This window comes from Pseudomonas sp. PIC25 (genome assembly GCF_002286785.1).
Classification (GTDB): domain Bacteria; phylum Pseudomonadota; class Gammaproteobacteria; order Pseudomonadales; family Pseudomonadaceae; genus Pseudomonas_M.
In genome coordinates this window covers 79,353-101,511 of sequence record NZ_MUJY01000041.1, presented here as the reverse complement: position 1 = coordinate 101,511, position 22,159 = coordinate 79,353, and the positions used below count along the sequence as shown (strand labels likewise).

The following is a 22,159-nucleotide window of genomic DNA, read 5'->3' as shown; positions in this document are numbered from 1 at the left end:
CCGGTCGTGCCACCGTCGAGTCGAATCCCCTGGGGGCGGACATGACAGCCAGCGAAGACAAGTACACCCGCGAGACGCTACTGGACGTCCATACCTGGTCGCCGAACCTGTTCAGCCTGCGCTGTACGCGGGCCTCCGGATTTCGCTTCCGTGCCGGCCAGTTCGCCCGCCTGGGCGTGCGCAAGGCCGACGGCAATGTGGTCTGGCGTGCCTACTCGATGGTCTCGGCACCCCATGACGACTACCTCGAGTTCTTTTCCATCGTGGTCCCGGGCGGTGAGTTCACCAGCGAACTGAGCCGTCTGCGCGCCGGCGATCCGCTGCTGGTGGACAAGCAGGCCTTCGGCTTCCTCACCCTGGACCGCTTCCCCGACGGGCGCGACCTCTGGTTGCTGGCCACCGGCACCGGGCTGGCGCCGTTCCTCTCGATCCTGCAGGACATGGAGGTCTGGAGGCGCTTCGAGCGCATCCTGCTGGTCTACAGCGCTCGCACTGCCAGCGAGCTGGCCTATCAGGCGCTGATCCGGGAGATACCCACGCGCGACTACTTGGAAGGCGCGGGCCGCAAGCTGGCCTACCTGCCGGTGGTCACCCGGGAAGAAGTGCCCGGTGCGCTGCGCGGACGTATCACCACGCTGATCGAGAGCGGCGAGCTGGAGCGCGCCGCAGGCCTGTCGCTGGACCCGCAGCATTCGCGGCTGATGCTGTGCGGCAACCCGCAGATGATCGAGGACTGCCGCGCATTGTTGAAGACCCGCGGCATGCAACTCAGCCTGACCCGGCGGCCCGGGCAGGTGGCGGTGGAAAACTACTGGTAGACGCGTGGAGTAGGGCCGTCAGCCTTGGCGGTCGTTCTGCGCCTTCAGCAGATCGCGGATTTCCGTCAGCAGGAGTTCTTCCTTGCTCGGCGCAGGCGGGGCGCTAGGGGCTTCGGCTTCCTTGCGCTTGAGGTGGTTGATCGCCTTAACGCCCATAAAGATAGCGAAGGCGATGATGATGAAGTCCACCACCGTCTGGATGAACTTGCCATAGGCGAGGGTCACGGCGGGGGCGTCGCCTTCGGCGGCCTTGAGCACGATGGCCAGGTCGGAGAAGTCCACTCCGCCGATGAGAATGCCCAGTGGCGGCATGATCACGTCGCCGACGAAGGACGACACGATCTTCCCAAAGGCTGCGCCGATGATGATACCTACCGCCATGTCGACCACGTTGCCGCGTACGGCGAAGGCCTTGAATTCGCTGAGCAGACTCATGCGGGGACTCCCTGTTTTGACTGAAGATGCCGGGCAGTTTAATCCAGCCGGACGCGGTCTGCCGGCTCGCTGCCGGCACGTCGGCCCGAGTTAATGACCCGGCCGCCTTGGCGTGGTTCCCGAATTGGTCGCGTCTCGCCGTGTCGTACCTCCCGTTTTCCCATGGAATCTCCCTATGGCCGCCTTGGGCTTTTTCAATTTAGAAACCAGTCCGGCCGCGCCTAGCCTTGCGTAGCGCCTGCCAGAGAGATCCAACGGCTCTGGAACGCGCCATTCGAGACCAATAAAGAGGGAAAACCATGACCATTGCCTTGCGTGCCTTCATGCCCAGCCGTCTGCTGACGGGCGTGGCGGCCGGCCTCCTGGCCTGCGCCATCCAGGCCGCCCCGCTGACCCGTGACAACGGCGCCCCGGTGGGGGACAACCAGAACTCGCAGACCGCCGGTGCCAGCGGTCCGACCCTGTTGCAGGACGTGCAATTGATCCAGAAGCTGCAACGCTTCGACCGCGAACGCATTCCAGAACGCGTGGTACACGCCCGTGGTACCGGGGCCCGCGGCGAATTCGTCGCCACCGCCGACATCTCCGATCTGACCGTCGCCAAGGTCTTCGAGAAAGGCAGCAAGACACCGGTCTTCGTACGTTTCTCCAGCGTGGTGCACGGCAACCATTCGCCGGAAACCCTGCGCGATCCGCGCGGCTTCGCCACCAAGTTCTACACCGCCGAAGGCAACTGGGACTTGGTCGGCAACAACTTCCCGACTTTCTTCATCCGCGACGCCATCAAGTTCCCTGACATGGTCCATGCGTTCAAGCCGAACCCGCAGACCAACCTGGACGACAACGCACGGACCTTCGATTTCTTCTCGCACATCCCGGAAGCTACCCGCACCCTGACCCAGCTCTTCTCCAATGAAGGCACCCCGGCCAGCTACCGGCAGATGGACGGCAACGGCGTGCATGCCTACAAGCTGGTTAATGCCAAGGGTGAGGTGCACTACGTCAAGTTCCACTGGAAGAGCCTGCAAGGCCAGAAGAACCTCGATCCGCGTGAAGTGGCCCAGGTCCAGTCGCAGGATTACAGCCACATGACCCGCGACCTGATCGCCGCTATCGACAAGGGCGACTTCCCGAAATGGGACCTGTACATCCAGATCCTGAAGCCGGAGGACCTGCCCACTTTCGACTTCGATCCGCTGGACGCCACCAAGATCTGGCCGAACGTGCCCGAGCGGAAGATCGGCCAGATGGTGCTGAACAAGAATCCGGACAACGTGTTCCAGGAAACCGAGCAGGTCGCCATGGCGCCGGCCAACTTGGTGCCGGGCATAGAACCCTCCGAGGATCGCCTGCTCCAGGGCCGGGTGTTCTCCTATGCCGATACCCAGATGTATCGCCTCGGCGCTAATGGCCTGCAATTGCCGGTGAACAGGCCGAAGGTGGAGGTGAACAACGGTAACCAGGATGGCGCGATGAACAGCGGCCACAGCACCAGCGGCGTCAACTACCAGCCGAGCCGCCTGATGCCGCGTGAGGAAACTGCCCATGCGCGCTACAGCCGGTTGCCGCTGACCGGCACCACCCAGCAGGCGAAGATCCAACGCGAGCAGAACTTCAAGCAGGCCGGCGAGCTATACCGCTCCTACAGCCAGAAGGACCGCCAGGACCTGATCGCCAGCCTGGGCGGCGCCCTGGCCGATGTCGATGACGAGAGCAAGCACATCATGCTGTCGTTCTTCTACAAGGCGGATGCCGAGTACGGCGCGGGGCTGACCAAGGTAGCCAAGGGCGACCTGAAGCGTGTCCAGGCGCTGGCCGCCAAGCTGGCCGATTGATCCACCGGGTTCGTCGTTGCCGGGCGGTGCGGGTTTCCAACTCCCCGTGCTGCCCGGCAGCGACGCTCTTCATCCTTCCTTTATTCGTGACATGGAGGTGGTATGCGTCTCCGGGGATTGATCTGCCTGCTGTTTTTCTCGGGCTGGACGGTGGCTGCCGAGCCGCCATCGGACCCTGCCGGCGTGCAGGCCGAGCTGCGCCGCTACTACTTCGAGGCGGCCCGCAGCGGCGATGACGAAATGATGGAGGCGTTCGTCAAGGCCGGCTTCGACCTGAACGTCCGGGACGATAAGGGCTATACCGGACTGATCCTGGCGGCTTACCACGGCCACGGCGAGCTGGTCGACCGGCTGCTGGCAGCCGGAGCCGATCCCTGTGTCCAGGACAAGCGCGGCAACACGGCGCTGATGGGGGCGATCTTCAAGGGTGAGCTGGCCATCGCCAAACGCCTGCTGGATGCCGGTTGCGCCCCGGACCAGCGCAACGCCAGCGGCCAGACCGCCGCCATGTACGCGGCGTTGTTCCAGCGCGAGGAGCTACTTGCCGCACTCCAGGCGCGAGGCGCCGACCTGCAGGCACACGACGCCTTCGGGAACAGCGCGCGAAGCCTGGCCGAAGGAGAAATTCGTACCCGACCGCAACCTTGAAACCGGTGTGCCGGCCGCGCGGCGGAAAACCGGGGGCCGAATCGATGGCCGCAGGCCATCTCGCCGTCGCTGCGCTAGGCTGAGTACTGCAATGGACCGGAGGGACAGCCAATGCCACTCGAGCATCATCCTTTGTCGCGCGAATTTCCGGAGTACCACAGCGAAATGCGGCAGTTGCTGCAGACATCGGTCAACTTCTCCCGCTTGGCGGAGGAGTACCAGGTGCTGGACCGGCGCATCTACCTGATCGAGGACGGTCGAGAGACCCTGGACGACCTGTCGCTGCAGGGGCTGAAGCTGCAGCGGGTGATCCTCAAGGACGAGATCGCCGCCTGTCTCAAGCAGGTCGGTGGCGTGAAGGACGCTTGATCGGCGTCAATGGGGGTGGCGGAGGGCGCGGCTAGGCTGGAGGCTCTTTCGCTTGAGGAGCTTTTCCATGCACGTCGAACACCATCCGCTGATCAAGGATTTCCCCGAGCTGCGCGAGCAACTGCACAGCCTGCGTGAATCCGACAGCCACTTCGCCCAGCAGGCCGACGAATACGAAGCGCTGGACAAGCGCATCTGCCGCATCGAGGAGGGCACCGAAACGCTCGACGATGCCGGCTTGTCCGCGCTCAAGCAGCAGCGCGTGCTGCTCAAGGACGAACTGGCGCGCAAACTGAAGAAAAAGGCCGGCGGCGCCTGCTGCGGTTGCTGCGGAGGCTGATCCCCGCGCCGCCTGCAGCTATCATGCGAGCTTTCGTCTTTCCGACAGGAGTTCGCGATGGCTAAGGCCAAGCGCATGTACGGCTGCACCGAGTGCGGCGCCACCTTCCCCAAATGGGCCGGTCAGTGCGGCGAGTGCGGCGCGTGGAACACCCTGGTAGAAACCGTAGTGGAGGGGGCGACCCCCTCCGGGCGCACCGGCTGGGCCGGCGATCAGGCGCAGATCAAGACCCTGGCGGAAGTCAGCGTCGAAGAGGTGCCGCGGTTTTCCACCGCGTCCGGTGAGCTGGACCGTGTGCTCGGCGGCGGCTTGGTCGATGGCTCGGTGGTGCTGATTGGCGGCGACCCCGGCATCGGCAAATCCACCATCCTCCTGCAGACCCTCTGCAACATCGCCCAGCGCTTCCCGGCGCTCTACGTCACCGGCGAGGAATCCCAGCAGCAGGTGGCGATGCGCGCCCGCCGCCTGGACCTGCCGCAGGATCGGTTGAAGGTAATGACCGAGACCTGCATCGAAACCATCATCGCCACCGCCCGGCGCGAGCAGCCCAAGGTGATGGTGATCGACTCGATCCAGACCATCTTCACCGAACAGCTCCAGTCCGCCCCCGGCGGCGTCGCCCAGGTGCGCGAAAGCGCTGCGTTGCTGGTGCGCTTCGCCAAGCAGAGCGGCACCGCGGTGTTCCTGGTCGGCCACGTGACCAAGGAAGGCGCCTTGGCCGGGCCGCGCGTGCTGGAGCACATGGTGGACACGGTGCTGTATTTCGAAGGCGAGTCCGATGGCCGCCTGCGCCTGCTGCGGGCAGTGAAGAACCGTTTCGGCGCGGTCAACGAGCTGGGTGTGTTCGGCATGACCGACAAGGGTCTCAAGGAAGTTTCCAACCCGTCGGCGATCTTCCTCACCCGTGCCCAGGAGTCGGTGCCCGGCAGCGTGGTCATGGCCACCTGGGAAGGTTCGCGGCCGATGCTGGTGGAAGTACAGGCGCTGGTGGACACCAGTCACCTGGCCAACCCGCGCCGGGTGACCCTGGGCCTGGACCAGAACCGCCTGGCCATGCTCCTGGCCGTGCTGCACCGGCATGGCGGCATTCCCACTTACGATCAGGACGTGTTCCTCAACGTCGTCGGCGGGGTGAAGGTGCTGGAAACCGCATCGGACCTGGCGCTGATGGCCGCAGTGATCTCCAGCTTGCGCAACCGGCCGTTGCCGCACGACCTGCTGGTCTTCGGCGAGATCGGCCTGTCCGGCGAAATCCGCCCGGTGCCGAGTGGCCAGGAGCGCCTCAAGGAGGCCGCCAAACATGGCTTCAAGCGCGCCATCGTGCCCAAGGGCAACGCCCCCAAGGAAGCCCCGGCCGGTTTACAGGTGATCGCGGTGACACGCCTGGAACAGGCATTGGATGCGCTTTTTGAGTAAAAAGCAGCCACAAGCATCAAGCGGCAAGAGGAGGTCGAGTGGTGCCTGACGCTGGGGTAAGGCTTCGATCATGCTGCTTTTTCTTGCGGCTTGCCGCCGCTTCTAGGTTTCTCCCAGGGCGGCGAGGTCGCGCTCCAACAGGTCTTCGTCGCCCAGGTTGAGTTCGATCAGCCGGCGCAGGTGGCTGATGGAGTCGAGATCGATGTGGCGACAGACGAAGCCGAGCTGCTCGTTCTGGGTCCGGGTCAGGACCACTTCCATCCGTACGTGGATATCGGAGCTCAGGCGGATGTCCGCCAGGAAGGGCTGGTTCGGGTCGCCGTTCCAGCCCTGCGGGCGTTCCACCAGCAGGCCTTTCAGCGACAGGTCGTGCAAGACGACCTTCCAGCGCCGGTCGCCCTGGCTCAGTTCGGTATCGGCATCGAACTCGACGCGGTGGAAACGTCGACGCTCATTGGCAGGCTCGTTCATCACGGGGTTCCTCTGCGGGTTCTATCCACTATAGCCAAGCTGGTCGAGACCCACCCGGCGCGTGCTCCGCAAAACATGGGACCTTTTCTTGGCGGCAAGGTTTGGCTTAAAGCCAGCGGCGAACGCGGGCCTGATAGGCCCGATAGGTGTCGCCAAACAGCCGGGTCAGCAGGCTTTCCTCGTAGCGGATGACCCCACGATTCATGCAGACAATCAGCAAGGGCAGCAACAGCCAGGGCCAGAGGCTGGCGAGCAGTAGGCCGATGCCGCAATAGATCAGCGTATCGCCCAGGTAGATGGGGTTGCGCGAGAAGCGGAAAGGGCCTTTTTCCAGCAATTGCTGCGGCTTGCGGAACGGGTTGATGGTGGTCTTGTGGCGGGCCATCAGCAAGGCGGCCCAGATCATCAGCAACAGCCCCGCATCGATCAGGCCCCAGCCGGCGTACCGTGTCCAGTCGTTGTCCGGCAGCGGGATCGGCAACTGGCGGCTCAGGGCCCAGGCGAAGAGGATGAAAATCAGGTAGATCAGCGGCGGAGCGAGGGTGACTCCGGAGGAGCGGGCAGCCATGGGGGCCTCCTGGCGATGACATGAGGCGCAGTGTAGGGCTTTCCGGCTTCGGTTTGACAGGGAGGGGAGTGTCGCCAAAGCTCCTTAGGCGGTTTTGTTTCCTAAAAATGACGGAGCGCAATATGGACAAGCGACTGTTAGGCAAGGGTCTGATCTTCGGTCTGATGAGCATGGCCAGCGTGGCAGCTCACGCGGATGCGGCCGGTGGCAACGGCTGCGGCTGGGGCAACATGCTGTTCGAGGGCCAGCGCGGCCTGATCCCCCACTTGCTGGCCACCACCACCAACGGCACCTCGGGCAATGCCACCTTCGGCATGACCTCCGGCACCAATGGCTGCGACACCAACGTCAAGCTGGGCTACGGCGGACGTTCGATCCTGGCCATGAACGGCATGCTCGACAACATTGCCGAAGACATGGCGTTGGGGCAGGGCGAAGCGCTGGATGCCTATGCCACGCTGCTGGGAATCGAGCAGGCCGACCGGGCTCACTTCGCCAAGGTGACCCAGGAGAATTTCGACCGGATTTTCTCGTCCCCCGACGTCACCGGAGAGCAGGTGCTGGCCGCGACGCTGGACGTGATGAGCCGCGACAAGCAGTTGGCGCGTTACGCCAGGCAGCCTGCCTGAGGGTATCCACCGATCGCGAATGAAAAAGCCCGGCACTCATGGCCGGGCTTTTTTCGTCAACGCTTCGCTTACTTGCCGTACACCGGGAACTTGGCGCAGACGGCGCGAACCTGCTCGCGTACGCGGTCGACCACGGACTCATCGCCCATGTGGTCGAGGATGTCGCAGATCCAGTTGGCCAGTTCGCGGCACTCGACTTCCTTGAAGCCGCGGGTGGTCACGGCCGGGGTGCCGATACGCAGGCCCGAGGTGACGAACGGCGAGCGCGGGTCGTTCGGTACGGCGTTCTTGTTCACGGTGATGAAGGCGCGGCCGAGGGCGGCGTCCGCATCCTTGCCGGTGATGTCCTGCTTGATCAGGCTGAGCAGGAACAAATGGTTCCGGGTGCCGCCGGAGACCACGTCGAAGCCGCGGTCGACGAACACTTGGGCCATGGCCTGGGCGTTTTTCACCACCTGCTCCTGGTAGGTCTTGAACTCGGGGGACAGGGCTTCCTTGAAGCACACCGCCTTGGCCGCGATCACATGCATCAGCGGGCCGCCCTGGCCGCCGGGGAACACGGCGGAGTTCAGTTTCTTCTCGATTTCTTCGTTGGCCTTGGCCAGGATCAGGCCGCCGCGCGGGCCGCGCAGGGTCTTGTGGGTGGTGGTGGTGACCACGTCGGCGAACGGCACCGGGTTCGGGTACACACCGGCGGCGACCAGGCCGGCCACGTGGGCCATGTCGACGAACAGGTAGGCGCCGACCTTATCGGCGATCTCGCGGAAACGCGGGAAATCCAGGACTTGGGAGTAGGCGGAGAAGCCGGCGATGATCATTTTCGGCTTGTGTTCGACGGCCAGGCGCTCGACTTCGTCGTAGTCGATCAGGCCGGTTTCCGGGTTCAGGCCGTACTGCACGGCGTTGTAGATCTTGCCGGAGAAGTTGACGCTGGCGCCGTGGGTCAGGTGGCCGCCGTGGGCCAGGCTCATGCCGAGGACGGTTTCGCCCGGCTTGACCAGCGCCTGGAACACCGCGCTGTTGGCCTGGGAGCCGGAGTGCGGCTGGACGTTGGCGTAGTCGGCGCCGAACAGCTCCTTGGCACGGTCGATGGCCAGTTGCTCGACGATGTCGACGTACTCGCAACCGCCGTAGTAGCGCTTGTGCGGATAGCCTTCGGCGTACTTGTTGGTCAGGACGGAGCCCTGGGCTTCCATCACCGCCGGGCTGGTGTAGTTCTCGGAGGCGATCAGCTCGATGTGCTCTTCCTGGCGCTGGGCTTCTTGCTCCATCGCGGCGAACAGGTCGGCATCGTAGCGGGCGAGGGTCAAATCACGGCTGAACATGGCAATCCCCTGAGAATCAGCTGGGCGGTAGTGAGAGGGCGCAGATTCTACCCCATCCGTCGCTGGCAGGCATATGAAGGTCGGTCATGTGACAGACAAGCGGGGTTCATCAGAAAAAAGCGGCTTCAAGCGGCAAGCGAGCAGAAAGCGATCAGTTGAGAACGAACAGGGCGGCGCCGCCGAAGTGGTGCTGGAACTGTTCGGCGAGCATCGGCCGGCCGAATAGATAGCCCTGCACCTCGTCGCAGCCGTGTTCGCGAAGGAAGTCGAGCTGTTCCTGGGTTTCCACGCCTTCGGCGATCACCGCCAGGTTCAGGCTGTGGGACATGGCGATGATGGCCCGGGCGATCTGCGCGTCCTGTTCGCCGTAGGGCAGGCCGTCGACGAAGCTGCGGTCGATTTTCAGCACATCGATGGGGAACTGCTTGAGGTAGTTCAGCGACGAGTAACCGGTGCCGAAGTCGTCCACCGCGATGCACAGGCCCAGGCGCTTGAGGCCAGCGAGGATCTGCATGGCTTCGCCGACGTCGCGCATCAGAATGCTCTCGGTCAGCTCCAGCTCCAGGCAGGCCGGCGGAATGCCGCTCTCCTGGAGGATGTGGGCGATGCGGGTGCCCAACTGGCCATCGGCGAACTGCCGGGCGGAGATGTTCACCGAAATCTTCGGCACCCGGACCCGCGCCATGTGCCAGCGTTTGAGTTGGCGGCAGGCTTCGCTCAGCACCCAATCGCCCACCTGGACCACCAGGCCGAGCTCTTCCAGCACCGGGATGAAGTCGATCGGTGGCACATGGCCGCGCCGTGGGTGGTACCAGCGCAGCAACGCCTCGACGCCGGTGAGGCGTTTGCCGTCGCCGGAGAACTGCGGCTGGTAATAGAGCTGGAATTCGCCCAGGTCCAGGGCATGGCGCAGATCGCTTTCCAGTTCCAGACGCTCCAGCGCGCTGGCGTTCATTTCCGCCTGATAGAACTGGAAGTTGTTCTTGCCGCGTTCCTTGGCGTGATACATCGCGGTGTCGGCGTTCTTCATCAGATGGCTCAGCTCCTGCCCGTCCTGCGGGCCGAGGGCGATGCCGATGCTGGCGGTGACGAAGAATTCGCGGCCCTCGAGGATGAACGGCCGCGCCAGACTGGCGAGAATCTGCTCGGCGACGTGGATGGCCCGGTTCAGTGCGCCTTCGCGGGTGGCACGCGGTTGCAGCAACAGGGTGAATTCGTCGCCGCCCATGCGTGCCACGGTGTCGTCCTCATCGACGCAGGCGGCCAGGCGTAGTGCCACGTCCTTGAGCATGCGGTCGCCGGCGGCGTGGCCGAGGGAGTCGTTGATCGGCTTGAAGCGGTCGAGGTCGAGGAACATCAGCACCACCCATTCGTCATGCCGCTCGGCATGTTGCAGGGCGGTGTGCAGGCGGTCCTGGAACAGCGTGCGGTTGGGCAGGTGGGTGAGGGCGTCGTAGTAGGCCAGGCGGTGGATGCGCTGCTCGCTGGCCTTGCGCTCGCTGATGTCGCTGAAGAAGCACACGTAGCTGACCAGATCGCCTTCGCCGTCCTGCACGGCGGTGATGCCGACCCAGGCCGGATAGCTTTCGCCGGTGCGCCGCTTGAGCCAGATCTCGCCCTCCCAACTGCCACGCTGGTCGAGCTGTTTGACGATGTAGCGCAGGTGGTTGGCCTGCTGGCGGTCGGCGGTGAGCAGGTTCGGCAACTGGTCGAGGACTTCGGCGCTGTCGTAGCCGGTGATCCGGCAGAACGCCTCGTTGACCTGCACGATGTAGCCGGCCGGATCGGTGATCAGGATCGCCGCCGTAGAGTGGGCGAATACGGTGGCCGCCATGCGTAGTTCCTTTTCCGCGCGGCGCTGCTGGCTGACGTCGCGGCCGACGCCGAGCATGCCCTCGAAGCGGCCGTGCTCGTCCCACATCGGTACCAGGCGCAGCTCCACGGGGATCTTGCGGCCGTCGGCGCGCAGGCAGTCGAACAGGTGCGGCTGGGTCGGCAACTGGTTGCGCAGCTCGGCCAGCCGTTGCGGATCGCCCAGGGCACCGCGCACGCGGTTGAGCATGGCGTAGAGTTCCGCCAACTGGCGCGGATTGGCGGCCAGCCGCTGGAAGCTGTTGGCCAGCACCCAGTCGGCACTGTAGCCGAGGACCGGTTGCACCGAGGGGCTGACGTAGTTCAGTTCCAGCTCGCTGTCGGTGGAGAAGATCACGTCGCTGATGCTCTCCGCCAGCAGGCGATAGCGGCGCTCGCTTTCGCGTAGCGAGTCGCTGGCCTCGATCTGCTCGGTGATGTCCTTGGCCACGCCGATCAGGCGGCTGACCCGGCCTGCCTCGTCGCGCGACAGCGCCTGTTCGCGGATGCTGAACCAGTGCCAACTTCCGTCCTTGTGGCGCCAGCGCAGGATGGATTCGAGCAGCACGTTCTGGCCGACCACCTGCTGCAGGTTGCGGATGCGCCGGTAGTACTCGAAATCGTCCGGGTGCAGGATGCGCTCCCAGAAGTGCTCGCCCATTTCCTTCAGCTCGTCCTTGTCGTAGCCGAGGCGCAGGCCCAGGTGGTGGTTGCTGAACATCACCCGCTTGCTGCTCATGTCGTGCACGTAGAGCGTGTCCGGAACGGCGCGGACGACTTCCGACCAGAAACGCTCGCGCTCGATCAGCGACAGCTCGATGCGCTTGCGGCTGGTGATGTCGCTGATGCTCAGGGTAACCGCGTGGTAGTCCTGGATCATTTCCGGCAGGCGCAGGACCAGCCAGAGGTGGCGCTCCACGCCCTGCGGCGTGACGATCCGGGTTTCCATCTCCAGATGGTTCTGTTCGCCGAGCACGGCGGCGATCAACTGGAAGCGGATACCGCCGGGGCGCAGCGGGCCGCTGTCCACCAGATGGTGCCAGACCTGTTCGGTGGTGGAGACGCCGAGCAGGCGCAGCGCCACCTGGTTGGCCTCGGTGAAGCGCAGGTGCTGGAGCAGTTCCTGATGGCGCTGCGGATGGGCGGCCAGCCAGTCGGCCAGTGCTTCGCTGCCACGCAGGTCCTGTTGCAGCAGGAAGCGCCGCAGGCCGGCCAGGTCGAGCACGCAGAGGGCGATGCCGGTGCCTTCGAAGATGTCCTGGTAGCGGCGGCGGGTTTCGTGCAGCACGCGCATGGCCTGCTGTTTTTCCGTGACGTCGCGCAGCACCCAGACGTAGCCCGAGCGGGCATGGTCGTCGCCGAGATCGCTGCGGGTCACGGCGAACAGCCGGCGCATGCCGTGCTGGGTCACTTCCACCAGGTCCGGGTCGAGATCGCTGTGGAAGGTGGCGCCGTGCAGGAGCAACGGGTCGAGATCGGGCAGCAGGTCGAGCAGGTGGTGTCCCTGGATTTCGCCGCCGCTCAGGCCGAACAGCTGCTCGGCCTGCGGATTGAGGTAGATGAGCTGGCCATCGACACGGGTGACCAGGACCCGCTCCTCGATGGCCCGCAGGGCGCTGGCGGCATAGCGCAACGAGCGTCGCGAGGCGGCGTTCAGTTCATGCAGGATGCGTTGTTCGCGTTGCAGTCCGAACAGGGCGACGCAGGCGAGGGCGCTGCAGAACAGGAACAGCAGCAGCTTGCCGGCCAGGCCCGGCAGGACTTCGCTGCCGAGCTTGCGTTCATCGAACAGGGCGCGCAGTTGCCAGTCGCTGCCGTCCAGCGGCGATACCAGGATGCTCTGGGCTTGCTCTTCGGCGGTCAGCGTGGCGAGCGTTGGCTGCCCCGGCGCCTGCGGGCGGCGAGCGATGACGAGCTGGCTCAGGCGGTCCTCGATCAGCCAGCGGTGCTCCTGGCTGTGCAGGTCGCGCAGCCAGTCGGCCATCGAGCGTGCGGGCAGGCGCAGCACCCAGTAGTCGCTGGCGCCGTTCTTCGAGGACTGGCGCAGGAGCAGGTAGAACTGCCCGTCGCCGCGGTTATCGAAGGCGAAGTGGTAGGGATGATCCCGGTTGCGCTCGACCAGCGCGGCGAGGAACGCGGCGTCGTCGCCCCCGGCTGCGCTATCGACGAAAGACCGCCCTTGGGCATCCAGCCAGGCCAGGCTGCGCAGCCCTGGAAACAGGTGACGGAGGCTGCGGATCAGGGCTTCGCGGTTCTCACCCCGAGGGGGTGGGAGCAAGGCGCTCTGGCGCAGCAGGGCGAGGGCCGCGTGGGCTTTCAGTTCCAGGGTGAGCGTCAGATGACCGGCCAGTTGGCTGCTGTACTCCAGGCTGCGCTGGCGTCGGCTTTCGCGTTGCTGGCCGAATTCCTGCTGCAGTTGCCAGAGCAACAGGCCCAGCATGAGCAGCAGCAGGACCACCAGCACACCCTTGACCGAGCCGCGCGCAGGGAGCGGAGTCTCGTCGGAGGTTCGCGGCGGTGTGGACGGAGACTTCGGCACGGGAAACAGAGTCCTGCGTAACGGCATGACGCACGTGCCTGGATCACGCGCGGGGAAGTTAGCATGCCTAGAAAACTGGCAAAGTGCCAGCTCTGCCGACGAGCGTCGTTTGCCCTCCGGGGCGCATTCCGGTAGCTTTGCCGCACGCGCGCGGGAGCGCCGCCAGCGTCCCCGCCCTCCGTTTCATGTTTTCGTCACAGAACCAAGGTCATCCATGGCTCAATACGTCTACACCATGCATCGGGTCAGCAAGGTCGTGCCCCCGAAGCGTGAAATCCTCAAGGATATTTCCCTCTCCTTCTTCCCCGGCGCCAAGATCGGCGTGCTCGGCCTGAACGGCGCGGGCAAGTCCACCCTGCTGCGCATCATGGCCGGCGTCGACACCGAGATCGACGGCGAAGCCCGGGCAATGCCCGGCATCAAGGTCGGTTATCTGCCCCAGGAACCGCAGCTCGACCCGAGCAAAACGGTACGCGACATCGTCGAAGAGGCGGTAGGCGAGATCAAGCAAGCCCAGGCCCGCCTGGACGAGGTCTACGCGGCCTACGCCGAGCCGGACGCCGACTTCGACGCCCTGGCCGCCGAGCAGGCCAAGCTGGAGGCCATCCTCCAGGCCGCTGATGGCCATAACCTGGAACGCCAGCTGGAAGTCGCCGCCGACGCCCTGCGTCTACCGCCGTGGGAGGCGAAGATCGAACACCTCTCCGGTGGCGAGAAGCGCCGCGTGGCGCTGTGCCGCCTGCTGCTGTCGGCACCGGACATGCTGCTGCTGGACGAACCGACCAACCACCTGGACGCCGACTCGGTCGCCTGGCTGGAACACTTCCTCCACGACTTCCCCGGCACCGTGGTGGCGATCACCCACGACCGCTACTTCCTCGACAATGTCGCCGGCTGGATTCTCGAACTCGACCGCGGCCACGGCATTCCCTACGAGGGCAACTACTCCGGCTGGCTGGAATCCAAGTCCGCCCGTCTGGCGCAGGAAGCCAAGCAGGAAGCCTCCCATGCCAAGGCCATGAAGGCCGAGCTGGAGTGGGTACGCCAGGGTGCCAAGGGCCGCCAGGCCAAGTCCAAGGCCCGCCTGCAGCGCTTCGAGGAACTGCAATCGCAGGAATTCCAGAAGCGCAGCGAGACCAACGAAATCTACATCCCGGCCGGCCCGCGCCTGGGCGACAAGGTGATCGAGTTCCACAACGTCACCAAGGGCTACGGCGATCGCGTGCTGATCGACAACCTCAGCTTCAGCGTGCCGAAGGGCGCCATCATCGGCGTGATCGGCGGCAACGGCGCGGGCAAGTCGACCCTGTTCCGCATGATCACCGGCAAGGAGCAGCCGGACTCCGGCACCATCGAGATCGGCGAGACCGTGCAGATCGCCAGCGTCGACCAGAGCCGCGACAGCCTGGACGGCAACAAGACCGTGTGGGAGCAGATTTCCGACGGCTTCGACATGATCAAGGTGGGCAACTACGAGGTGCCGTCGCGTGGCTACGTCGGCCGCTTCAACTTCAAGGGCGCCGACCAGCAGAAGTTCGTCAAGGACCTCTCCGGCGGTGAACGTGGCCGCCTGCACCTGGCCCTGACCCTGAAGCAGGGCGCCAACGTGCTGCTGCTCGACGAACCGTCCAACGACCTCGATGTGGAAACCCTGCGCGCGCTGGAAGAAGCCCTGCTGGACTTCCCCGGCTCGGCCATCGTGATCTCCCACGACCGCTGGTTCCTCGACCGTATCGCCACCCACATCCTCTCCTACGAGGACGACTCCAAGGTGTACTTCTTCGAAGGCAACTACACCGAGTTCGAGGCGGACCGGAAGAAGCGCCTGGGCGACGCCGCCGCGCAACCGCACCGGGTGCGCTACAAGAAGCTGGCGTAACCGCCGCTTCGGACAGCCCCTTTCCCTGGCGGGAAAGGGGCGTGTCTATCCGTGATTCACTTCGTTTCCAGGCGTCCTTTGTAGAAGCCCAGCAGGGTTTCCGCGGTGTCTCCGATCATCAGCTTGGCTACTGGCATCGCGTACCAATTGAATTTGGTGCTGGTACGGAAGCCGACTTCGATATCCAGCCGGGTGCCGCCTTTCTCCTGGGTGAGCCGGTAGGTCGTGTCCAGCAGGTCGAAATACTGACCGCCGATCACCACATGATCATCCATGGTTCCGGGCGGGAAGGAGTCCGGGTGGAACGCATAGCGCCAGGCGATCTGCCGTCCGGGCTGCCAGTCGGTGATGACTTCGTCGAAATATACGCCGCGTGCCCAAGTCGAACGGCGTATGCCACCTATTCGCTCATCCAGGGTCCGGGCCTGTACCGGGACGGGAACGCCGATGCGATAGGCCAGACCGCTTCGTACTTCTTCCGGACGGATGTCGCTGGGGTTGAGCAGCAGTTTCCAGACCGCATCAGGCGAAGCGTCGATATGCACGCTGCGCTCGATACGGTCGAGGCCATTGCCGCCGGGAATCAGTCCTTCGCCCAGCACCAGCAACAGTGGTAGCAGGGTCAGCCCCTGCACGGAGCGCAGTGGACGATTGAGCTGGCGGCACAGCAGGCCCGTCACCAGGCCGGCTACCGAGCCGATCATGACGAATAGCGGCAGGGCCATGGCGATACAGATCAGCCCCTCGATCAGCGTCAGGCCGGCGCCGACGACGCACAGGGTCACCGACAGCCAGGGGGCGAAGAAGTAATACAGCCAGCCGCGACGGCTTTGTCGCTCCGCCAGGTAGACGGTGACGGCTCCCACGGCGAACGGCATGCCATAGACGAAGGCGCCGGCCATCGCATCAGGCATCGGGCCGTGACCGGAAAACAGCAGTCGTAGCAGCAAGCCATAGGCTCCGCCAACCAGGAACGGTAGCCAGGCGGAAAAGGGCAGGGGTTTTTCGCGTCGGATATCCATATGCACGCTCGGGGCAGGGAGCCGCGAGCATAGCGGCTGGAGGGCTCGAACGCAGCGTTCGGCCCGCCGACGGGAGATCTCTTTCTGAGCTGCGCTTCACAGAATCGCCTTTCCGTGGCGAGCGCTGAAAGGGCGCCCTTACTCGGGCGCCTGGGCCGTCTGCTGCCTGATCAACAGGTCGCGCTGCTGCCGATAGTTCCTGGCTGCCGCCGGTACCGGAGTGCTCACGCCGGTTTCCAGCCAGCGGCGCAGGCGGTTGGCGTCGGCTACGTGGGTGTACTTGCCGAAGGCATCGAGCAGGACCATGGCCACCTGCCGGTTGGCCATGGTCGTGATCATCACCAGGCAGCGTCCCGCCTCGCTGTGGAAGCCAGTCTTGCTCAACTGGACGTCCCAAGTGCCGTTCCTGACCAGCGGATTGGTATTGGAGAAACCGAGGCTGTAGCGGGGGTGGCTGAACGTGACCTGCTGCTGGCGCGTGGTACTCATCTGCAGAATCAGCGGATACTGGCGGGCGGCCTTCAGCAGTGCCAACAGGTCGCGTGCGGTGGATACGTTCCCGCTGTCCAGCCCGGAGGGTTCGACGAAATGGCTGCTGGCCATGCCCAGGGCCTTGGCTTTGGCGTTCATCGCCGTGACGAAAGCGGCGGTGCCGCCCGGATAGTGATGGGCCAGGGTCGCGGCGGCGCGGTTTTCCGAGGCCATCAGAGTCAGTTGCAGCAACTCGCGGCGGCTCAACTGACTGTTGACCCGTACCCGCGAGAACACACTGCGCAATGCCGCCGCTTCGTGGTTGGAAACGCTGAGCTGTTCGTCCAGCGGCTGCTTGCCATCCAGCGTCACCACGGCGGTCATCAGCTTGGTGATCGAGGCGATCGGCATCACCAGATCAGGGTTCTGCGCGAAGCGAATCTCATTGCTTTGCAAATCGACCACCAGGGCACTGCCGGAGGCCAGTTCGAGGGCTTTGGGTTTTTTTACCGGGTCCGCTGCCTGGACGTGCAGCGAAAGGGCTAAGCCTGCGCATAAGGCCAGCAGGCGGGAAGCCGAACGAAAGTTTTTCACAGCGATGTCTGTCGCCTCTTTGGTGAGTTGTGGCGTAGTTGACAGTATAAGAGGGCTGGATGGTGTAAGGCGCAGTTCTTTCGATGGCCGGACACGTCGTCTGCGCTGTCTGTGTCGGCATGGTCGAACGGCTTACCTCCTCCCGGTAAGCGCGTGGGCGAAGGCGTTGCGTTCGTGCTCCTCCCACGCTTCGTCGCGTTCGCTCCGCTGTTCCAGATAGGTGCGCCGTTCGGCCGCTTCGGCTTCCGTCTGGCACTGGTGGAACGCATCGCCCCAGCCTTCCGCGTAGAGCGGGTCGCGCAGGTAGCGCGGCACATCCTTGCGGAAACGGCCGATGCCCTCCACGGCCTGCTTGCCGCTGCCGCAACCGTCCTGGAAGCCGTCGGCGTACGCGGGCGGATAGCCTTGGGCAAGTAGGTAGTCATGGTAGGACTGGCATCCGCCGAGCAGGGCGAGAAGGGGGACCAGGGAGAAAAACAAGCGTGGCATGCGGCATCGTCCGGGAGACGGGATACCGCGTACTCTAGGTCAGCGAATGTGAGAAATTCGTCAAGCGCTGCTACCGATCGTCACCCGCAGCCGGGCATCGCTCAACGGCTCCACGCGGATATCCGTCTGCAGGAACTGACGGATGACTTGGATGTTGCTCTCCAGATGCGCGCTGCTCCGGTGCGTGGTGAAACTGCCGCCACCGGCGAGCGCCAGGGGCAGCAGCAACTGATCGGCCAGGTGCTCGCCCACCGCGGCTTCGCTGAGCAGCCAGGCGCGGGCTTCGTCGATGGCCTGGTCGGCCACCCGCTCGGCACGGACGCCGGTCTGGGCGATGGCGCTGAACAGCTCGCAGACATCGGTGCAGGCGATCTCCAGCAGGAGGATATTGCCCGGCCCGGCGCTCGCCACCGCGCGCTGGTGCAACTGCTCTTGCGGCCAGCGCAGTCGGCGCGCTACCCGTTGCAGCTCACGCTCGGCGATATGGCCGGGCAGATTGCCGATCAGGGCTAGGGCACGCTGCTCCAGTACTTCGCCGCGTGCTTCGAGATGCAGCGGCGTCCCGGGCCGGCACCACCTCGCACTCGATCTCACCGCCACCCGCTGGCGCGAAGCCATGGCGCAGCAGGCGGAAGTCCACCTGAGCGCCCATCCGGCGTAACAGCGGCAACCAACTGCGCTCGATGAAATCGGCCGGTGGCGCGGCCGGGTTATGGGTACCGCCGAAGATGCGTACCCGGCTGGCCGCCGGCCCGTCCAGCAGCGCCGGGAACAACGTCTGCAACACCAGGGTGGCGCTTCCGGCGCTACCGATATTGAAGCGATAGTCGCCTGCCTGAATCTCGCCGGGCTGGAAGTCCAGCGTCTGCGAGCCGAGCTGGGCGCCTGCCACCTCCGCTCCACACACCTCCGCTGCTGCCAGCACGGCGGTGAGATGCTGGCGCAGCAGGCCGGGCCGGCTGCGACCGGAGCGGATATTGTGGATGCGGAACGGCCGCCCGCTGACCATCGACAGGCTCAAGGCGCTGCGCAGGATCTGGCCGCCGCCGATGGAACCGTCGATTTCCAGGTAGTCGCCCATCATGGTTGTTCTCCCGAATGGGCCAGTTGCCGCTCGATGCGTTCCAGGCGCGCCAGTTCTTCCAGCACCCGTGCCCGCATCGGGGCGGGGAGTGGATGTCGTTCTTCCTTATTCATTTCCTCGTCCAATCCAAATCGTTTGTTCTTGATGCATCAGGTGGCTTCCATCAGTCGGTCGTACTGGCTCCCACGACGCTCAGGGTTCTGCGCTGTGGATTCCAGATGGTCAGGCACCAAACACCCCACCACTCCAGGCCTGCATCGAAATAGTCGCTCCAGGGTTCGCTTGATGCGGCATCGAGGGCCTCGCTTGTCCCGTCGGCGGACAGGTTCGAAGTCCAGTCGATGACTTCCGGTTGCTCGCCATCCACAAGCCCGAGCAGGTCCAGCCATTCATGGAACAAGGCCTGGGCTTCGGCCTCCCCACCCAGGAACCGCGTGTCGTAGGGCGGTTTGCGAAAGGCACGATAGAAGGGCTGCTCGGTCCGTCTCAGGCCAGCGACTTCATCATCAGCCAGTCGGCGCGCAAGGGCGCGCTCCGGGTGCCAGTCGATGCTCGGGGCCGGCTGGTTGACGTAGGCAGGGTTCGCCACGAGTTGTCGGTGCCAGGCGTGCAATTCGGCCATCAACTGTTCGTGCATGGCCCACAGAGCCTGGCGGTGCAGGGTCTCGTCCACTGTCGCGTCGCCCTCGAGGGCGAGCACGACGAACTGGAATACACAACCGCTTGCATCCATCCGTACGCGCAGCGCTTCGCTGCGTGCTTGTTCCGTGACGACTAGCATAGGTCTCTCCTTACTTCAGTCGTTCGGTGCAACCGGTAGGCAGGGTGCCGCTCATTTCCAACTCCCTGACACGTGCAAGTAGGGCATCGCGTTGGGGTTTCGGTGTCATCGGATCAACGATCAGATACTGCCCCAGGCACCAGTCGCTCAAACGCTCCAGCGTGCTTGCACGCTCCTCCGGAGAAGCGGCATCCAGACGGCGCAACAGGTAGGCGAGTTGCTGCCAGCCCGGTCTCAGGCGAACCAGGGCATCCCGGCGACCGCTGTCCATGGCCTCGACCAGCCGTTCGTCCAGCGATGTTTGCACTTCCGCCCAAGATTGTTTTCGCAGCAGTTCCGTTGCTCGCAGAAAGACTCTTTTCGAGCCGTCGTTCAGTGCCGTGACCAGCATTGGGATGTTATCCGCCTGCCACTCGAGCGAAGCCAGACGTACGGCTGCCGGGCCGGCGTTTTGGGCTGCAGTTAGCCAGGCTTCATCCAGCGTCTCTTTCAGGTCATGCGCCAGGCCGAGTATGCCGAGCCAAGCTCGCTTGGTCTGTGGTGGCGCCAGTCGCAGGCGTTCGCGTAGCACTGAGCGGGGATCCAGGTTCCAGCGCGGTGCCGCCCAGAGCGCCAGAGCGCGCACGGCTGTGGATGCATCCAGCAGAGCCTTTTGCAGATAGGGGTGCGGCTCGGTGGAGTGGCCCAGTAGGGCGCGCAAGGCCATGACGCGTACACTGGCGCCGGGTGTCTCCAGCGCTCGGACCAGAGGTGGCACGGCTTGCTCGGCCGGCAGTTCGCCACAGGTCTGAACGGCCATCCGTCGTACGCTCATATCAGCGTGGGACACGGCACATCGAAGCAATTGCGGGCGGTGTTCGAGATCTTCCACTAGCAATTCGAACAAAAAGCGTGCTTCCGAGCCACGCGAGTCCCGCCAGGCGTTCTCCAGGGTGACGCGCACCTCCGGCGCTAGCAGCGCGGCACGGGCTGCCGCCAGGATCGGGGCGTGATCGGTACGCTGGCGCTTGGCCAAGGCCATCAAGGGTTTCAGGGCGTACAGCAGCGCTTCCGCCTGTGTCTGCACCAGATACGGCCGTACGCCTTCAATGGCTAGCTCACGAACCTGTGGAACCCAGTCATTGAGGCGCTCCAACAGTGCCGCCAGGGCCTGCGGCGAGGGGCTTTCGAGCAGCCTGCGCACGGCCGCTTCACGTACGAAACCGTTCCCATAGGCGCTCAGGGCGACCCAGTCGCCATTGTTTTCATTGGCCTCCAGAACCGCCACGGCTTCACGCTGGCGATAGTCTTGCCAGTAGTTGCCCGTGGCGGGGCGGCTTTTCAGCCGCTCCAGCCAGTCCTTTGGATTCGTCATTTGCCTATCCCTTCACACACACCACTTGCCGCAGGGTGTGCACCACTTCCACCAGCTCGCGCTGGGCCTCCATCACCGCGTCGATGTCCTTGTAAGCCATCGGGATTTCGTCGATCACGTCCTTGTCCTTGCGGCATTCGACGTGAGCGGTGGCGCGGATCTGGTCTTCCACGGTGAACTGCTTCTTCGCCTTGGTCCGGCTCATGGTCCGGCCGGCGCCGTGGCTGCAGGAGCAGAACGCCTCCTCGTTGCCGAGGCCGCGCACGATGTAGCTCTTGGCTCCCATGGAGCCGGGGATGATGCCCAGCTCGCCCTTCTGCGCCGACACCGCGCCCTTGCGGGTCACCAGGACCTCCTGGCCGAAGTGGCGCTCCTTCTGCACGTAGTTGTGGTGACAGTTCACCGCTTCCAGGTTGGCCTCGAACGGCTTGCCGATGACCTTGCGCGCCGCCTCGATCACCGCATGCATCATCAAGGCTCGGTTCTGCTTGGCGAAGTCCTGCGCCCAGCCGACCGCTTCCACGTAGTCGTCGAAGTGCTTGCTGCCTTCTTCGAAGTAGGCGAGGTCGCGGTCCGGCAGGTTGGCGATGTGCTGGCGCATGTCGGCCTGGGCCAGTTCGATGAAGGTGTTGCCGATGGCGTTACCCACACCGCGCGAACCGCTGTGCAGCATGACCCAGACGCGCTGCGCCTCGTCCAGGCAGACCTCGATGAAGTGGTTGCCGGTGCCCAGGGTTCCCAGGTGGTTACGGTTGTTGGTTTTCTCCAGCTTCGGGTACTTGTCGGTGATCGCCTTGAAGCGGCCGGCCAGGGCCTTCCAGGCGTGATCGGCCTGGTCCGGCACATTGGCCCAGGCGCCCTGGTCGCGCTTGCCGAAGGTCTTGCCGTGGGGTACGGCTTTCTCGATGGCGCTGCGCAGGCCGTGCAGGTTGTCCGGCAGGTCGGCGGCCACCAGCGAGGTGCGCGCGGCGATCATGCCGCAACCGATGTCCACGCCGACGGCGGCCGGAATGATCGCACCGACGGTGGGAATCACGCTGCCGATGGTCGATCCCTTGCCCAGGTGTACGTCCGGCATGACTGCCAGGTGACTGAAGATGAACGGCATCTTCGCGGTGTTGGTCAGTTGCTGCTTGGCGTCCTCTTCCACCGGTACACCCTGGGTCCAAAGCTTGATCGGCTTGCCGTTGGCGACTTCCAGCAGTTGGTAGCTGTGTTCTTTCATGTTCATGTCCTTCTTT

At 64.6% G+C, this 22,159-nt stretch carries 19 protein-coding genes and 2 pseudogenes; 8 read left to right on the top strand and 13 right to left on the bottom strand.

From position 1 onward, the window contains the following. The first annotated feature begins 41 nt into the window (after nt 1-41). Complete coding sequence (locus BZL41_RS03825) at nt 42-818, top strand: ferredoxin--NADP reductase (protein ID WP_095598062.1); 777 nt, start codon at nt 42-44, stop codon at nt 816-818. A gap of 18 nt (nt 819-836) precedes the next feature. Here BZL41_RS03825 and mscL read toward each other — a convergent pair whose 3' ends face one another. Next, nucleotides 837-1,253: a large-conductance mechanosensitive channel protein MscL gene (gene mscL, locus BZL41_RS03820; protein WP_095598061.1), complete on the bottom strand. Its 417-nt coding sequence runs from the start codon at nt 1,251-1,253 to the stop codon at nt 837-839. Nucleotides 1,254-1,552: 299 nt separating this feature from the next. Here mscL and katB point away from each other — a divergent pair, with 299 nt between their 5' ends. From katB to radA, 5 genes are all read left to right on the top strand, one after another. Then, nucleotides 1,553-3,088: a catalase KatB gene (katB, locus tag BZL41_RS03815; protein ID WP_095598060.1), complete on the top strand. Its 1,536-nt coding sequence runs from the start codon at nt 1,553-1,555 to the stop codon at nt 3,086-3,088. Nucleotides 3,089-3,190: 102 nt separating this feature from the next. Then, entirely contained in the window at nt 3,191-3,736 is a 546-nt protein-coding gene (locus BZL41_RS03810; RefSeq protein ID WP_095598059.1) for an ankyrin repeat domain-containing protein, read from the top strand. 111 nt (nt 3,737-3,847) lie between these two features. After that, nucleotides 3,848-4,105, top strand: a complete 258-nt coding sequence (locus BZL41_RS03805) for a YdcH family protein (protein WP_095598058.1) — start codon at nt 3,848-3,850, stop codon at nt 4,103-4,105. 67 nt (nt 4,106-4,172) lie between these two features. Next, the gene (locus BZL41_RS03800; protein WP_095598057.1) at nt 4,173-4,445 is read left to right on the top strand and encodes a YdcH family protein; all 273 of its coding nucleotides are present in this window, start codon (nt 4,173-4,175) and stop codon (nt 4,443-4,445) included. Between the two features lie 57 nt (nt 4,446-4,502). After that, complete coding sequence (gene radA / locus BZL41_RS03795; RefSeq protein WP_084335511.1) at nt 4,503-5,861, top strand: DNA repair protein RadA; 1,359 nt, start codon at nt 4,503-4,505, stop codon at nt 5,859-5,861. 102 nt (nt 5,862-5,963) lie between these two features. Here radA and BZL41_RS03790 read toward each other — a convergent pair whose 3' ends face one another. Both BZL41_RS03790 and BZL41_RS03785 read right to left on the bottom strand, forming a co-directional pair. Beyond that, nucleotides 5,964-6,332 carry a PilZ domain-containing protein gene (locus BZL41_RS03790; protein WP_084335512.1) on the bottom strand — a complete coding sequence of 123 codons (369 nt, stop codon included), beginning with the start codon at nt 6,330-6,332 and terminating at the stop codon, nt 5,964-5,966. A gap of 106 nt (nt 6,333-6,438) precedes the next feature. Continuing rightward, nucleotides 6,439-6,900 (bottom strand): isoprenylcysteine carboxylmethyltransferase family protein, encoded by a 462-nt coding sequence (locus BZL41_RS03785; RefSeq protein ID WP_095598056.1) that lies wholly within the window; start codon nt 6,898-6,900, stop codon nt 6,439-6,441. A gap of 122 nt (nt 6,901-7,022) precedes the next feature. Here BZL41_RS03785 and BZL41_RS03780 point away from each other — a divergent pair, with 122 nt between their 5' ends. Then, a complete protein-coding gene (locus BZL41_RS03780; protein ID WP_084335514.1) occupies nt 7,023-7,529 on the top strand; it encodes a DUF3015 domain-containing protein in 507 nt (168 codons plus the stop codon). A 68-nt stretch (nt 7,530-7,597) separates the two neighbouring features. Here BZL41_RS03780 and glyA read toward each other — a convergent pair whose 3' ends face one another. After that, nucleotides 7,598-8,854 (bottom strand): serine hydroxymethyltransferase, encoded by a 1,257-nt coding sequence (glyA, locus tag BZL41_RS03775; protein WP_095598055.1) that lies wholly within the window; start codon nt 8,852-8,854, stop codon nt 7,598-7,600. 151 nt (nt 8,855-9,005) lie between these two features. Then, nucleotides 9,006-13,271, bottom strand: coding sequence for an EAL domain-containing protein (locus tag BZL41_RS03770; protein WP_095598054.1), 4,266 nt, complete (start codon nt 13,269-13,271; stop codon nt 9,006-9,008). A 187-nt stretch (nt 13,272-13,458) separates the two neighbouring features. Here BZL41_RS03770 and ettA point away from each other — a divergent pair, with 187 nt between their 5' ends. Continuing rightward, nucleotides 13,459-15,123, top strand: coding sequence for an energy-dependent translational throttle protein EttA (ettA, locus tag BZL41_RS03765; protein ID WP_095598053.1), 1,665 nt, complete (start codon nt 13,459-13,461; stop codon nt 15,121-15,123). 56 nt (nt 15,124-15,179) lie between these two features. Here ettA and BZL41_RS03760 read toward each other — a convergent pair whose 3' ends face one another. The 8 genes and pseudogenes from BZL41_RS03760 to BZL41_RS03730 form a co-directional block, all read right to left on the bottom strand. Beyond that, nucleotides 15,180-16,145 (bottom strand): SRPBCC family protein, encoded by a 966-nt coding sequence (locus BZL41_RS03760; protein WP_095598052.1) that lies wholly within the window; start codon nt 16,143-16,145, stop codon nt 15,180-15,182. 138 nt (nt 16,146-16,283) lie between these two features. Then, nucleotides 16,284-17,210, bottom strand: a complete 927-nt coding sequence (gene pbpG, locus BZL41_RS03755) for a D-alanyl-D-alanine endopeptidase (RefSeq protein ID WP_095598051.1) — start codon at nt 17,208-17,210, stop codon at nt 16,284-16,286. Between the two features lie 132 nt (nt 17,211-17,342). After that, nucleotides 17,343-17,699, bottom strand: a complete 357-nt coding sequence (locus tag BZL41_RS03750) for a hypothetical protein (protein ID WP_095598050.1) — start codon at nt 17,697-17,699, stop codon at nt 17,343-17,345. 60 nt (nt 17,700-17,759) lie between these two features. After that, nucleotides 17,760-18,783, bottom strand: a pseudogene (rtcA, locus tag BZL41_RS03745) (RNA 3'-terminal phosphate cyclase). A gap of 35 nt (nt 18,784-18,818) precedes the next feature. Further along, nucleotides 18,819-18,896 (bottom strand): annotated as a pseudogene (locus tag BZL41_RS28965) (hypothetical protein); the annotation flags it as partial. Nucleotides 18,897-18,946: 50 nt separating this feature from the next. Next, nucleotides 18,947-19,564, bottom strand: coding sequence for a hypothetical protein (locus BZL41_RS03740; protein ID WP_095598049.1), 618 nt, complete (start codon nt 19,562-19,564; stop codon nt 18,947-18,949). Between the two features lie 10 nt (nt 19,565-19,574). After that, complete coding sequence (locus BZL41_RS03735; protein WP_095598048.1) at nt 19,575-20,918, bottom strand: HEAT repeat domain-containing protein; 1,344 nt, start codon at nt 20,916-20,918, stop codon at nt 19,575-19,577. A 4-nt stretch (nt 20,919-20,922) separates the two neighbouring features. Continuing rightward, nucleotides 20,923-22,143, bottom strand: coding sequence for an RtcB family protein (locus tag BZL41_RS03730; protein WP_095598074.1), 1,221 nt, complete (start codon nt 22,141-22,143; stop codon nt 20,923-20,925). Nucleotides 22,144-22,159 lie beyond the last annotated feature (16 nt).